The sequence below is a fragment of the Pseudonocardia sp. Cha107L01 genome (assembly GCF_052566575.1).
The window spans coordinates 2613225-2626932 of sequence record NZ_CP199579.1 but is presented as its reverse complement, the minus strand read 5'-3'; the positions used below and the strand labels follow the sequence as shown (position 1 = coordinate 2626932).

Genomic DNA, 13708 nt, shown 5'->3' with positions numbered 1-13708 from the left:
CTAGCCGTAGAGATCACGAGCCGGGCCCGCACGCCCGGCTCCGCACTCAACAGAGTGAAGCGCTCAGATAGGTGCCGGGACGTCCTGGGTTGGCCGTGCGGTGGGGTAACAGCTCAGGTGAGAGTCGTGAGGGCTTGGCGGACGAGGGTCAGCGCGGTGGCCGGGTTGTCCCAGAAGACCATGTGGCCGGCGTCCGGGATCTCCACGAACGTCGCCCCCGCATTGGCGGCCCGTGCCTCGGCGACACCGGCCGCGGTCACCACCGGGCTGTCCGCGCCGTGCAGCAGGACGGTCGGCGCGGGCACCTTCGGCCACGCGTCGAAGAAGTCCTCGGCCTCGAACCCGGCGTGCGTGGCGGCGATCGCGGCCTCGTCGCAACTGGACAGCCAGCGCGCCCGCAGCTCCTGCTCGCGGCGCGGCCAGCGCGGCCATGACCTGGCCACCTCGTCGGCGTCGGTACCCCGCTGTGCCTCGGCGAGCTGACCGACGAACGCCGCCAGCGTGGTCGGGTACGGCGCGCGCCCCGGTCCACTCATCGGCGGGTCGACCAGCACCGTGCCGCGCGGGTCGGCACCACCGGAAGCGGCCACCACGGCGGCGATCCGGGCGCCCATCGAGTGCCCGAGCAGCAACGGCCGGTCCAGGCCCAGCCCGGCCACCACGGCCAGCGTGTCGGCGGCGTAGTCGTCCAGGGTGTACGACGGCCCGGCATCGGACAGCCCGCGCCCACGCACGTCCAGCACGATCGGGCGTACCAGGTCGGTCAGCTCGCGGGCCACGAAGTCCATGGTGATCGCCGGGCTGGTGATCCCGGGCAGCACCACCAGCGGCACCCCCGCCCCGCCGTAGTCCAGCACGTGCAGCCGCAGCGCTCCGGAGTGCACCCAGCGACTGCTCGCCGGCACGTCGGCGAGGTCGGCCAGCGCCGCCTGCAACACCGACCGCCCGGTCATACGGTCACCGCCGAGGCCAGCCCGGACAGGTAGCCGATCGCCTCGGACAGCTCGATCACGTCGCCGTACTTGGCCTGGATGTCGAACAGGTTCGCCTCGTGCGGCCCCTGCGCCCGGTCGCCGACACACTGCCGGGGCACCAGCACGGTGAACCCGGACTGCACCGCGTCCACCGCCGTGGCCCGCACACAGCCGCTGGTGGTGGCACCGCAGACGAGCACGGTGTCGACCCGCAGCCCGGTCAGCAGCGCGGCCAGCCCGGTACCGAAGAACGCCGAGGCGCCCTTCTTGGCGATCAGGTGGTCGTCCTCGGTGCGGGGCAGCCGGGCGTCGATCTCGACGGCCCTCGAGCCGATCCGCAGTGACGCCATCCCCGGTGCCTTGCGCAGCCAGGCCACCCCGCCGGCCAGTTCGGCGGCGGTGAAACCGATCGTGGTGAACACCACCGGCACGTCGGCGCGGCGGCCGGCGGTGATCAGCTCGGTGGTCGCGGCGACCTCGGCGGACAGCTCGGCGCCGGTGTCGGCGGCCGGGTCGGTGAACCCGTTGGTCAGGTCCACCACCACGATCGCCGGCCGGGTCCCGGGTTCGACGGCCGCACCGAAGCCGGCGCGCGCGTAGGTCTGATCGGTGTCGGTGCCGTGCAGGCTCATGCGTTGCTCCTCCGCGCCGCGGCGCAGTCTGTCCCGTTCGAGGCGATGCGGCGCCGCGTGGCGCAGCTGTCGATGGCCTCGACGATGGTCTGGTAGCCGGTGCACCGGCACAGGTTCGAGGCGACCACTTCCCGGATCTCCTCCTTGGTCGCCCCGGGCCGTTCGGCGAGGTAGCCCTCGGCCAGCATCAGGAAGCCCGGGGTGCAGAACCCGCACTGCAGCCCGTGGTGCTCGGTGAAGGACCGCTGCAGGTCGTTCAGCTCGCCGCCCGGCTCGGCCAGCGACTCCACGGTGCGGATGTCGGACCCTTCGGCCTGCGCGGCGAACATCAGGCACGCCCTGGCCGGTGCCCCGTCCACCAGCACCGTGCAGGCACCGCAGATGCCGTGCTCGCAGCCCACGTGGGTGCCGGTCAGGCCGAGGTCGTGGCGCAGCACGTCGACCAGGGTGCGGCGCGGCTCGATTCCCAGTTCGTGCCGCTCGCCGTTCACCGTCAGCTCGATCAGCTGGATCTCGGTCATGCGTTCTCCAACAAGTCCACGAGGGTCCCCTCCAGTGCCCGGTACACCGACTCGCGGGCGATCGGCGTGTTGTCCAGCTCCACCCCGGTGCCGCGCAGCGCGTTGTTCACCGCGTTCAGCACCGCTGCCGGCGCGCCGATGGTGCCGCCCTCGCCGGCGCCCTTCGCCCCGCTCTCGGTGAACGCGCACGGGGTCTCCAGGTGGTGGATCGCCACGTCCGGGATCTCGGCGGCGGTCGGCACCTTGTACTCCATGAAGCTGGGGCACAGCGGCTGCCCGGTCTCGTCGTAGTTGACCTGCTCGAACAGCGCACCGGCGATGCCCTGCGCGATGCCGCCCCGGCACTGGCCCTCGACAACCTGCGGGTGGATGGCCACCCCGCAGTCCTCCACGCACACGTAGCGCAGGATCTCGACGCCGCCGGTGCCCCGGTCCAGCTCGACGACCACGCCGTGCGTGGCGTTGGAGAACGTGCCGTCGCCCATCACGTCGAAGCTGGCGGTCGCGCTCAGCCCGGGCCCGACGCTCTTGGGCAGCAGGTGCGCCTGCAGGTGGGCGACGTTGGCCAACGCCGCGAAGGTCATCCCGCGATCCGGGGTGTCCCGCAGCCGGACCCCGCCGTCCCCGTCCAGCTCGGTGTTGTCCAGGTCGGTGTCCAGCAGGTGCGCGGCGATCTCCCGCAGCTGCTCGCCGAGCTTGACCGACGCGGCGGCGACCGCGCTGCCGCCGATGGTGATCGACCGGCTGGCGAAGCTGCCGAAACCGTAGGTGATCCGGTCGGTGTCACCCTGGACGATCTTGACCTGGTTGAGGTCGAGGCCGAGGCGGTCCGCGACGATCTGCGCCATCGTGGTCTCGTGGCTCTGCCCGTGGCTCATCGTGCCGCTGGTGACCACCACCGTGCCCGAGGTGTCCATCCTGATCTCGGAGATGTCGAAGCCGGGCACCACGGACATCTTGCGCGCCGCGAACGCTCCGGAGCCGTAGCCGGTGCGCTCGGAGAAGCAGGAGTAGCCGATGCCGATCACCCGGTCCGGCGACTCGTCACGCACCTTGTACCAGCCCTCGTCCCGGAGCACCTGCTCGCACAGGTCCAGCGACTCCAGGTACGAACCCGGGTCGTAGGTGATGTTGTTGACGCCCCGGTACGGGAACACGGTGATCACGTTGCGCCGGCGCAGCTCCACCGCGTCGATACTGAGCGCCTTCGCTGCCTTTTCCATCAAGCGCTCCATGACCATCACGTACTGCGGCCGGCTCACCCCGCGGTACGGCCCGGTCGGCGCCTTGTTCGTGGTGACCGCCCGGCCGCGCACCCGGTACGCCGGCAGCCGGTACACCCCGGGCATCTCCGCCGACGCCATCAGCGGCTCGATGCCGGCGGTGAACGGGTAGCAGGAGTACGCGCCCATGTCGCAGACGAGGTCCACGTCCAGCGCCAGGATCGCGCCGTCGGCGTCGAAGGCGGCGCGGGCGTCGTAGCGCTGCTCGCGGGCCAGGAACGCCGCGGTCAGCGCATCCCGGCGGTCCTCGATCCACTTCACCGGCCGGCGCAGCCGCAGTGCGGCCGCCGCCGCGGCGATCTCCTCCCGGCCGACCACGCACTTCTGGCCGAACCCGCCGCCCATGTCCGGCACGGTGACCCGGACCTGGCGCTCGTCGAGCCCGACGCAGCGCGCCAGCACGGTGCGCACCTGGTGCGGGATCTGCGTGCAGGTCTGCACCCGCAGCTGCTCGTCCCGGTCGTCCCAGTCGGCCACCACGCCCCGGGTCTCCAGCGGCAGCGCGTTCTGCCGGCCCGTCTTGGCCTGTACCCGCACCACGGTGTGCGCGTCGTCGAACACCCCGTCGATGCCCTCGGTGGCGAACAGGGACACGTCGACCAGGGTGTTCGCCGGCGCCTCCGCGTGCACCAGCTCCGCGCCCGGGGCGAGCGCGGCGGTGTCCGACATGACCGGCGCCAGCTCGTCGTACTCGACGACCGCCGCCTCCACCCCGTCCTCCACCGCGTACGGGTCGCGGGCCACCACGATGGCGATGGGCTCGCCGACGTAGCGCACCTTGTCCCTGGCCAGCACCGGCATCGCGGTGGGCACGAACTCGTGCGGCGGGCGGTCCAGCACGGCGGTGATGTCGCCGAGGTCCAGGTCGTCGGCGGTGTACGCGGCCACCACACCCGGCGTGGCGCGGACCTCGGACAGGTCGATCCCGGTGATCCGCGCGTGCGCCACGCTGGCCCGGACGAACTGGGCGTGCAGCAGGCCGGGCAGCGTGATGTCGTCGACGAAACGGCCCCGGCCGGCGAGCAGCCTGGGGTCCTCGCGGCGGGGCACCGAGGCGCCCACCCAGCTGCCGTCCCGGCGGAACCCGGGCTCCCGCGTCACCGTGCCCCCTCGGCTTCGGCGCAAGCGCGCTCGACGAGCGTGCGGACCAACCCACGGCGGTAGTGCGCGCTGATCCCCGGCTCGTCCCGCACCCGTACAGCGTCGACCGCAGCCTCCGCCAGATGTGCCCAGAGCACCGACTCAGTGTGCTGAGAGCCCCGACTCGCGGGCAGGTTGGTGACCACGAACGGGACGGTGGACACGCCGCCGAGCACGATCCGGGGCAGGTCCAGGTCCACCGCGGCGGCCACGATCGCGAAGTCGCCCCGGCGTTCGGCGAACTCGGTCAGGGCCGCGCGGGGTGCCGCGCGGGGGAACACCACCTCGACGATCAGCTCGTCCGGTTCCAGCGCGGTGGTGAACACGCCCTGGAAGAAGTCGGCGGCGGCGACCGACCGGCGCCCGGCCGGCCCCTCGACGACGATCACCGCGTCCAGCAGCACCGCGAGCAGGCACCACTCGGCGGTGGCGTCGGCGTGCGCCAGGCTGCCCCCGATGGTGCCCCGGGTGCGGATCGGCAGGTGGCCGACCCAGCGCATCGCCCGCGACAGCACCGCGAACTCGGCGCCGAGCGACGCGATCTCCACCGCGTGGTGGGTGACCAGCGCGCCGATCCGCAGGCAGTCGCCCTCTCGGCGGATCTGGTCCAGCCCGGGCACCCGGCGGATGTCGATCAGGTGCTCGGGGCGGGCCAGCCGGAAGTTCATCATCGCGACCAGGCTCTGGCCGCCGGCGATGAGCTTCGCGTCGTCCCCGAGGTCGCGGAGCAGGCCCACCGCGCCGGCGACGGAACCGGGACGGTGGTAGGTGAAGGCGGCGGGCTTCATGCGCTCAAGCCTGGACAGCCGCGTCGCCCGAGTCCAACGCCAGCGAACCGGGTACCTCGTCCGGGGTTATCCGGTCCAGCTCGCGGCCCCGGGTCTCCGGGCCGACCTTCGCCATCCAGACCACCGCCACCACGACCACCGCGGCGAGCACCCCGAAGGTCAACGGGAGGCCGAGTACCGGCCACAGCAGGCTGCCGAAGATCAGCGGGGTGAACCCGGTGACCACCCGGCTCGCCGAGGATGCCCAGCCGAACCCGCTGGCCCGCAGCTCGGTCGGGTACAGCTCGGAGACGTAGGCGTACATCACCGGGATCACCATCAGGATCAGGAACCCGAACACCGCGATCGAGACAAACGCAGCGATCGCGTTCACTCGGAGGACCAGGGCGAACACCACCAGCGCGAGCGAGGCCAGCGGCGCCGTCACCCCGATCACCCATTTGCGGCCGACCCGCTCGACCAGCACCATCGAGGCGACCACGCCGAGGATGCCGACCGCGTTCATCACCGTGGTGCCCGCGAACGCCGCGTACTCACCCATGCCCTGGGCGCGCAGGATCGACGGCATCCAGCTCAGCGCGGCGTAGTAGACCAGCAGCACGGTGCAGAACAGCAGCCACACCATGCCGGTGAGCACCGGGTTGACCGCCCACACCCGGCGCAGCTGCTCCAGTGCGGCACCAAGCCCGCGCGGGCCACGCCGCTCCGGCACAGCCGGGATCCGGTAGGGCTCGGGCGCGGCACCGGTCCGCGACACCAGATCGTCGATCACCACCCGCGCCTCGGCCTCCCGCCCCGCCCTGGCCAGGAAGATCGGCGACTCCGGCACGCCCCGGCGCAGCCAGAACAGCAGTACGGCCGGCAGGATCATCACCGCGAGCATCCACCGCCAGTTGCCGTGCAGCGGCAGCATAGCGGTGGCCACGACCCCGCACAGGGTTCCGCCGATCGGCCACCAGCCGTCCATCGCGGTCAGTACCCGGCCACGTTGCGCGCGCGGGCTGAACTCGCTGACCAGCGCATAGTCCACCGGGATGCAGCCGCCGAGGCCGATCCCGGCGATGAACCGGAGCACCAGGAACACCCCGAAGTTCGGCGAGAGCGCGCCGAGCGCGGAGAACAGCGCGAAGATCAGCAGGGTCAGCCCGAACGCCCGCTTGCGCCCGAGGCGGTCCGCGATGGTGCCCCAGGTGATGGCGCCGGCGGCGAGGCCGATCAGGTTCGCGGTGGCCACCAGCCCACGCTCAGCGGTGCTCAGGTGGAACGCGGTGCCCAGCAGCGGGGTGAGGAAGCCGTTGAGCGTGACGTCCCAGGCGTCGAACATGTAGCCGAGTCCGCCGATGATGAAGATCTTGCCCTGGACGCCCCACTTCCACGGGAGGTCCTGGACCACCTGGTCTCCGGTACGCATGGTCGGGCTCCGTCCTCGATGGGTGCGGTTCTCGCGGCGCGGTCAGCGCACGAACGGGTAGTGGAAGGACTCAAGGTCGGGGTCGTTGAGCGGTGTCCCCTGCCAGAGCCAGTCGTACGACACGTCGGATTCGCCTCTGAACCCGGCGCCGAACTCGCGCAGCTTGCGGTCGCGCTCCTCCTGCTCGGGGCCGTCCGGCAGATGGTAGAAGCGCATGTTCGCCCAGGACGCGTCCTGCACCATGCCGGCGTGCTTGGCCCGGCGGCCGACGTAGCGGACCAGTGCCTCGGCGATGCCGTCGGTGGTGACCCCGCCCAGCTCCTCGGCGAGCACGGCGGCGTCCTCCATGGCCTGCGAGGCACCCTGCGCCTGGTACGGCAGCATCGCGTGGCAGGCGTCGCCGAGCAGCGCGACGTGCCCGTCCACCCACACCGGGTCGCGGCGGCGGCGGAACAGCGCCCAGCTGGACGCGTCCCCCTCGGCCTTGGACAGCATCGCGGCCACCCGGTCATCCCAGCCGGCGAACGCCTCGACCAGCTCGTCGGCGGTGGCCGGTGCGGTCCAGGTCTGCTCGACGTCCAGGGTGTTGGGCACGATCGCGACGACGTTGAGGAACTCGCCGCCGCGGATGCAGTAGTGCACGAGGTGCCGGTCCGGGCCGTACCAGATCGTGGAGTGGTACCGGTCCAGCAGGAACCGGGTCGCCGGGTCGGCGGCGATCTTGTCGCCGGGGATGAGGGCGCGGTAGGCCATCTCGCCGGAGAAGACCAGCGTGTCCGGCAGGCCCATCGCGTCGCGCACGCTGGACCGGATGCCGTCGGCGCCGATCAGCACGTCACCGGCGAACCGGCGGCCGTCCTCGGTGACCGCGACCGGGCGGGCCGGGTCGGCGCTGTCGATGTCGATCACCTTGGCGTTGGTGTACACCTCGACGACCGGGCCGGGGCCTTCGGCGTCCAGGCAGGCGTCCAGCAACACCCGGTGCAGGTCGGCGCGGTGGTAGTGCCAGTACGGCGCGTTGAACTCCCGCTTGACCCGCTCGCCGAGGGAGAGCTGCGCGATGATCGCGCCGTCCCGCCAGCGCCGGCGCACCTGGTCCAGGGGCTCGGTGCGGATGGCGGCGAGCTGGTGGCGCAGTCCCAGGCCGAGCAGGATGCGACTCGCGTTGGGGGCGGTCTGGATGCCGGCGCCGACCTCGCCAAGCTCGGGCGCTGCTTCGAGCACGGTGACCCGCAGCCCGCGCTGGCGGATCGCCAGTGCGGCGGTCAGCCCGCCGAGACCGCCGCCGGCGATGGTGACCGTGTACGACTGACTGGACGGCACAGCTTCCTCCACAGTGGTTGCCTCGCACGCTCGTCGTCGAGCGCGCCGGACTTTCCCCTGACCGTCTACTGTGGACGCTTTGTCAGGGCGCTCGGTAACCGGTCTCTCAGCAGCTCAAGGCGTCGTACTCGGCGCCCATCGGAGATAATCCGAACACTGACGATCTGAAAAAGCAAGAGGTACGGCCAGCTTTAACGCGTCAGAAACCCGCTTGGCGGATGGATCCGCCGCTCAGCAGCGGACCAAAGGGACCGAACAGAGCAGAGCTCAGTCGTCGACCAGGCTCTCCCAGTGCTCGGACAGCGCGGTGAGCTCGCGCAGCAGGGCATCCTGGCGCTCCGGGTCGTAGCCCTTCATCAGCAGTACGTCGAGCTCCCTGGCCCGGCGGTCCGCGTCCCGCAGCGTCTCGATGCCGTCCTCGGTGAGGAACAGCAACCGCTTGCGACCGTCCTCGGCCGGCGTCTCGCGGGTGATCAGGCGTCTGTCCTCGAGCCGGCGCACGATGCTGGCCATCGTCGAGCGGTCCAGCGCCACCGACGAGGCGAGCGAGCCCTGTTCCACCCCGGGATAGGCATTGACGGCCGTCAGCACCGCGAACTGCGGCCCGGTGAGGGTCGCGTCCACCAGTCGAACCCAGGCCGCGACGTAGGACTGATGCAGCCGCCGAGCCACGTAGCCCGGCGCCGCCAGCAGCTCAGGCGGGGCCGGCAGCGACCCGGAACCCCCCGTTTGCGCAATACCACCCACGTAACTACTCAACCACGCTCGGTATCCGGTTGTCTTCAGGGGTTGTCTCAGGGGGTCCCGCCCGGCGTTTCGCCACCGGAGCCGACACCGACCTCGGACCCGCCGCCCGGACCGAAGCCACCGGCCTCCCGGGCGGCCAGCCCGACCAGCTGGTTGATCAACGCCTGGGTCAGCGTCTGACCGAACATCGCGCGCGCGTCCGGCGCACCGAACTCCGCCATCACGGTGGCCACCGCATCCGTCGGGTTGGCGTGCGGCCACAGCCCGGCCAGCAGGACACCCACGGTGCCGACGAACTGCGAGGCGGCGGCCGCGCTCAGCTCAGGCAGGCGCCGGCGCACCAGCACCTCGGCCCGCCCCGCATTGACCCGGGCCCGGCCCTTGAACGTGCGCGCGAAGTCCACCGAGATGTTGCGCTCCAGCACGCCGGCCATCGCCGCGAGCAGCTCGCACAACAGCGGGTCGCGGACCAGCGCGGCGGCGACCACCGAGGCGACCTCGACCGCACGCCGATAGCCGTCGGCCGGTGCGCGCAGGGTGTCGAACTCGGCCTCCAGGGCGTCGAGCCAGTCGCTCCACACCTGGTCCAGCACTTCGAGGAAGATCGCTTCGCGACTGTCGAAGTAGCGCAGCACATTGGACTTCGCGAGGCCGATCCGCTCACTCAGCTCGCGTAGGCTGATGTCGGCCACCGGACGCTCACGCAACATCGACACGGCAGCGTCCAGGATCGCCGCCCGGCGCGCCTCGACCTGCTCAGGGCGTCGGGCCCGCCGGAATCCGCACTGCCCGGTATTCACCGGACGAGGCTATCAGCCCGCTAGTGCGTTATTAAGAGACCGGCGTCCTATTGTTTACGGACCGGCGGGCTGTTAACTTCGGGCGCACCGACGAAGCCTCCGGAGGGCCCGATGAAGAGCACCGACAAATCCCCCGACTCACCCTGACGAAATCCGCGACTCGCGGGAGCTGGTCAGACGGCGATCAGGGCGGCGACGGCGTCGATGATCACTTTGCGGCGCTCGTCCCTGGTGCGCCCGGCGATCAGCTCGTTGAACTCCGGCGTCACGGTGGTCCACATGGCGGTGATGCTGAGCAGCAGCCCGAGCAGGTCGGCCGCCGGCCACCGGGAGGAGATCGTGCCGGCCCGCTGAGCTGCCTCGATGACCTCGACCTTGTGCCGGTTGCTCGCCACGATGACCTCCAGCGGCGACTGGGTGTCGGCCCGCTCGAGCCGGTACCAGGTGGCGATCCGCTGGATCTCCGGACGTTCCTCGTACCCGTCGAACAGCCGCGCGGCGTAGCCGGGCAGGTCGTCGGGGTCGATCGGCGACTCCCGGACGGTGTTCACCACCAGCTCGTGGAAGACCGCGTCGAACAGCGCGTCCTTGCTGCCGAAGTAGTGGTAGATCTGCGCCTTGTTGGACTTGGCCTGCTCGGCGATGCGATCCACCCTGGCGCCGGCGATCCCGTACGCGGCGAACTCGCGCGCACCGGCCTCCAGCAGGCGTTTCTTGGTGGCTTCCGAGTCTCCGGGCATGACCCACTCTAACTGACTAACCAACTAGTTGACAACGTGGAGTGCCGATGGTTCACTCTAACTAACCGTTTAGAAAAGCACTGTGTTCGAGAAGGGAACGGACATGAGCAAGGTCTACCTCGTCACCGGGAGCTCACGAGGCCTGGGACGGTCGATCGCCGAGGCGGTACTGGAGGCCGGCCACCAGCTGGTCGCCACCGCCCGCAAGCCGGAGCAGCTCGACGACCTGGTGCAGAAGTACGGCGACCAGATCCGCGCCGTGGCACTGGATGTCACCGACCCGGCGGCCGCCGAGCGCGCGATCCGCACCGCCGTCGACACCTTCGGGCGGCTGGACGTGGTGGTGAACAACGCCGGCTACGCCAACCTGGCCTCCGTGGAGGACATCACCGCCGAGGACTTCCGCGAGCAGATCGACACCAACCTGCTCGGCGTGGTGAACGTGACCAAGGCGGCCCTGCCGGTGCTGCGCGAGCAGGGCGCCGGCCACATCATCCAGGTGTCCTCGGTGGGCGGGCGGGGGCCGGCGCTCGGGCTGTCCGCGTACCAGGCCGCGAAATGGGCGGTCGGCGGCTTCTCCGAGGTGCTGAACCTGGAGGTCGCGCCGCTGGGCATCAAGGTCACCGTGCTGGAGCCGGGCGGCATGCGCACCGAATGGGGCGGCTCGTCGATGGCCGTGCCGCCGGTCAGCGAGCCCTACCAGGCCACCGTCGGCGTGTTCGCCGAGCGCATCCGCGCCAACAACGAAGGTGCGGCGAGCGACCCGGCAAAGGTCGCGCAGGTGCTGCTGCAGGTGGCCGACATGGAGAACCCGCCGCTGCGCCTGCTGCTGGGCAGCGACGCCGTCGCCGTGGCCGAGAAGTTGACGAAGGTCCGCGCCGAGTCCGACGATCAGCTGCGGGAGCTGAGCGAGTCCACCGACCACGACGAGTGGATCCCGGCGCACCTGGCCGCGCTCAAGGACATGCTCGCCTCGGTCTCCTCGGCCGACTGAACACCGGGATCAGCGAGTGCGTGGCGGCCCCCCAACCAGGGCTGCCACGCCGTCTGGGCGGCGGCCCTCCCGGTCTCCCGCACGCCGACCCCCGGCCCTACCCGGCCAGGTACACCAGGCTGCCGAGGCCGGCGGCCAGGCAATAGATGGCGAACGGCTTCAACGTACGGGTCTCGAAGTACGAGGTGAGGAAGCGCACCGACAGGTAGGCGCAGCCGCCGGCGACCAGGCTGCCGGCCAGTGCCGGGCCGAGTACCGAGTGATACTGCGGGGTGAACAGGCTGGGGACCTTCAGTACCCCCGCGGCCAGGATGACCGGGGTGGACAGCAGGAAGGCGAACCGGGCCGCGTCGTCATGGCGCAGGCCACGGCACAGCCCGCCGACGATGGTGATCCCGGAACGGCTGATACCGGGCAGCAACGCCAGGATCTGCGTCGCGCCGATGAGCACCGCCTCCCGCACCGAGAGCCGGGCCAGCCGCCGGTCGGCGTCACCCCCGGCGGTCAGCGTGTCGACCAGCCCGCTCAGCACCACGGTGTCCTGGCCGGACATGTCGATGATCTGGGTCGGGGCCGAAGGGTCCACGTCGGCGGCCGTGTCGGCGTCCACGTCAGCGGTCGTGTCAGGCGCCGTGTCGGGCGCCGGGCCATCGGCCACCTTGGCGCCCCGGTCAGCGACCACAGCGGTCCCGGCCGCGTCGCCCCGCCGCATCCGCTCGGCGGCATAGAGCACCAGGCCGTTCAACGCGAGGAAGATCGCGGCCGGGATCGGCTTGCCGAGCGTGCTCCGCAGCGCGTGCTCCAGCACCAACCCGGCCAGCCCCACCGGGATCGTGGCCAGCACCAGCAGCCAGACCAGCCGTTCGTCCGCGGTCCGGATACGCCGGCGCCGGATCGAGCCGAACAGCGCACCGACCAGCCGCACCCAGTCCGACCAGAAGAACACGACCAGGGCCAGCGCGGTGGCCACGTGCATGGCGACCAGCACCGCCAGGTACGGCGAATCGTTGCCGACCACACTCAGGTCGGTGGCCCACCGCCCGCCGACCAGCGCCGGGAACAGCACACTGTGCCCGAGGCTGGAAACCGGGAAGAGCTCACTGACGCCTTGCAGGGCCCCGATGACGATCGCCTCGAGATAACTGATTGTCGACATTGCCCACTTTCACGTCGCGGCCGTTGGCACCGGCTGCCGATCCGACCGCCGCCACGCTAGGGGACCGCGCGGCGCGGCGACGGCACCGACTGACAACGTCTCAGATCGGCAGTCGCTGGGACCGGCCGATCGCCAGGCCGGTGGCCAGCAGCAGGATCAGCGTGCCGAGCACGAACCACGGCTTGCTGACGTCGGCGTGCACCTTCTGGTACCCGATCTGCTCGCCGAGGGTGTCGTAGACCTGGTGCAGTTCGGCGTTGCTCTGCGCCGGGTAGAACTGGCCACCGGACATCTGGGCGACCTGCTCCAGCGACGGGTCGTCCACCGGCACCGGGATCTGCCGCCCCTCGAGGTCGATGGAGCCGTACGGCGTGCCGAAGGAGATCGTGCTGATCGGGATGTGCCGCTGCCCGGCCCTGGCGGCCACCGCGAACTCGTCCTGGCCGACGGTCTGCTTGCCGTCGCTCATCAGCACGATCCGGGCCGGTGGCGGCCCACCCTCACTGCCCGGGATCTGCGCATTGAACGCATCGATCGCGTTCAACGCGGCGGCGAGCGACTCACCGGTGGCCGTCGACTCGGCCAGCTTCAGGGTCTGGATCTGGCCCACCACCGCGTCCCGGTCGGTGGTCGGTGGCACCAGGACCGCGGGTGTGCCGGCGAACGACTCCAACCCGAGGTTGATGGTCGGGGGCATGCCCCGGACGAACTTCGCCGCCGCGTCCTGGGCCGCCGCCAGCCGGCTCGGCGCCACGTCGGTGGCCTGCATGGACAGCGAGACGTCGATCACCAGCAGCACGGTGGCCCGGTTGCGTGGCACCTTGGTCTCCGCCGTCGGCCCGGCCAGCCCGACGGTTAGCACCAGCAGCGCCACCCCGAGCAGCGCCGCCGGAATGTGCCGCTGCCAGCCGGGCAGCCTGGTCGCCACCCGCTCGAGCAGCGCGAGGTTGCTGAACCGCAGCGCGGCGCGCTGGCGCCTGCGCTGCGCCCACAGATATCCGACGACCAGGGCGGCGACCGGTACGAGCAGCACCAGCCACCACGGCTGGGCGAACCCGTCGATGGCCATGCCCAGAGTGAACCCCGTCCGGCATGTAACCCGAGTGAAGGCCCGGGCCCGGAACCCGCCATGCTCTCAGCCAACCGGTGCGGCCCTGCGCGACAGCGACAGCGGCCCCGGGAAGACTCGGGACGGCCCG

At 71.2% G+C, this 13708-nt stretch carries 13 protein-coding genes; 1 reads left to right on the top strand and 12 read right to left on the bottom strand.

The genetic code is table 11. The features are described 5' to 3' along the window. Positions 1-113: 113 nt before the first annotated feature. The 10 genes from ACTXG6_RS12530 to ACTXG6_RS12485 all read right to left on the bottom strand — a co-directional run bounded on the left by ACTXG6_RS12530 (position 114) and on the right by ACTXG6_RS12485 (position 10359). Complete coding sequence (locus ACTXG6_RS12530) at positions 114-953, bottom strand: alpha/beta fold hydrolase (protein WP_445187952.1); 840 nt, start codon at positions 951-953, stop codon at positions 114-116. After that, positions 950-1606, bottom strand: coding sequence for an isochorismatase family protein (locus ACTXG6_RS12525; protein WP_445187951.1), 657 nt, complete (start codon positions 1604-1606; stop codon positions 950-952). The genes ACTXG6_RS12530 and ACTXG6_RS12525 overlap by 4 nt, the downstream gene beginning before the upstream one ends. Further along, positions 1603-2127 carry a (2Fe-2S)-binding protein gene (locus ACTXG6_RS12520; RefSeq protein ID WP_445187950.1) on the bottom strand — a complete coding sequence of 175 codons (525 nt, stop codon included), beginning with the start codon at positions 2125-2127 and terminating at the stop codon, positions 1603-1605. Before ACTXG6_RS12520 ends, ACTXG6_RS12525 begins: the two co-directional genes overlap by 4 nt. Continuing rightward, positions 2124-4511: a xanthine dehydrogenase family protein molybdopterin-binding subunit gene (locus ACTXG6_RS12515; RefSeq protein WP_445187949.1), complete on the bottom strand. Its 2388-nt coding sequence runs from the start codon at positions 4509-4511 to the stop codon at positions 2124-2126. The genes ACTXG6_RS12520 and ACTXG6_RS12515 overlap by 4 nt, the downstream gene beginning before the upstream one ends. Further along, on the bottom strand, positions 4508-5338 hold the full coding sequence (locus ACTXG6_RS12510) for an FAD binding domain-containing protein (protein ID WP_445187948.1): 831 nt from the start codon (positions 5336-5338) through the stop codon (positions 4508-4510). The genes ACTXG6_RS12515 and ACTXG6_RS12510 overlap by 4 nt, the downstream gene beginning before the upstream one ends. 4 nt (positions 5339-5342) lie before the next feature. Then, positions 5343-6749 (bottom strand): MFS transporter, encoded by a 1407-nt coding sequence (locus tag ACTXG6_RS12505; RefSeq protein ID WP_445187947.1) that lies wholly within the window; start codon positions 6747-6749, stop codon positions 5343-5345. A 42-nt stretch (positions 6750-6791) separates the two neighbouring features. Beyond that, positions 6792-8072, bottom strand: a complete 1281-nt coding sequence (locus tag ACTXG6_RS12500; protein ID WP_445187946.1) for an FAD-dependent monooxygenase — start codon at positions 8070-8072, stop codon at positions 6792-6794. A gap of 267 nt (positions 8073-8339) precedes the next feature. Beyond that, positions 8340-8831, bottom strand: coding sequence for a MarR family winged helix-turn-helix transcriptional regulator (locus ACTXG6_RS12495; RefSeq protein WP_445187945.1), 492 nt, complete (start codon positions 8829-8831; stop codon positions 8340-8342). A 35-nt stretch (positions 8832-8866) separates the two neighbouring features. Next, complete coding sequence (locus tag ACTXG6_RS12490; RefSeq protein WP_445187944.1) at positions 8867-9619, bottom strand: TetR/AcrR family transcriptional regulator; 753 nt, start codon at positions 9617-9619, stop codon at positions 8867-8869. A 173-nt stretch (positions 9620-9792) separates the two neighbouring features. Continuing rightward, a complete protein-coding gene (locus tag ACTXG6_RS12485; protein WP_445187943.1) occupies positions 9793-10359 on the bottom strand; it encodes a TetR family transcriptional regulator in 567 nt (188 codons plus the stop codon). A 103-nt stretch (positions 10360-10462) separates the two neighbouring features. Here ACTXG6_RS12485 and ACTXG6_RS12480 point away from each other — a divergent pair, with 103 nt between their 5' ends. After that, positions 10463-11353, top strand: a complete 891-nt coding sequence (locus tag ACTXG6_RS12480) for an SDR family NAD(P)-dependent oxidoreductase (RefSeq protein ID WP_445187942.1) — start codon at positions 10463-10465, stop codon at positions 11351-11353. 97 nt (positions 11354-11450) lie between these two features. On the opposite strand, the gene ACTXG6_RS12475 is transcribed toward ACTXG6_RS12480, so the two are convergent. Then, a complete protein-coding gene (locus tag ACTXG6_RS12475; RefSeq protein WP_445187941.1) occupies positions 11451-12509 on the bottom strand; it encodes an undecaprenyl-diphosphate phosphatase in 1059 nt (352 codons plus the stop codon). Between the two features lie 100 nt (positions 12510-12609). After that, the gene (locus tag ACTXG6_RS12470) at positions 12610-13578 is read right to left on the bottom strand and encodes a VWA domain-containing protein (protein WP_445187940.1); all 969 of its coding nucleotides are present in this window, start codon (positions 13576-13578) and stop codon (positions 12610-12612) included. Positions 13579-13708 lie beyond the last annotated feature (130 nt).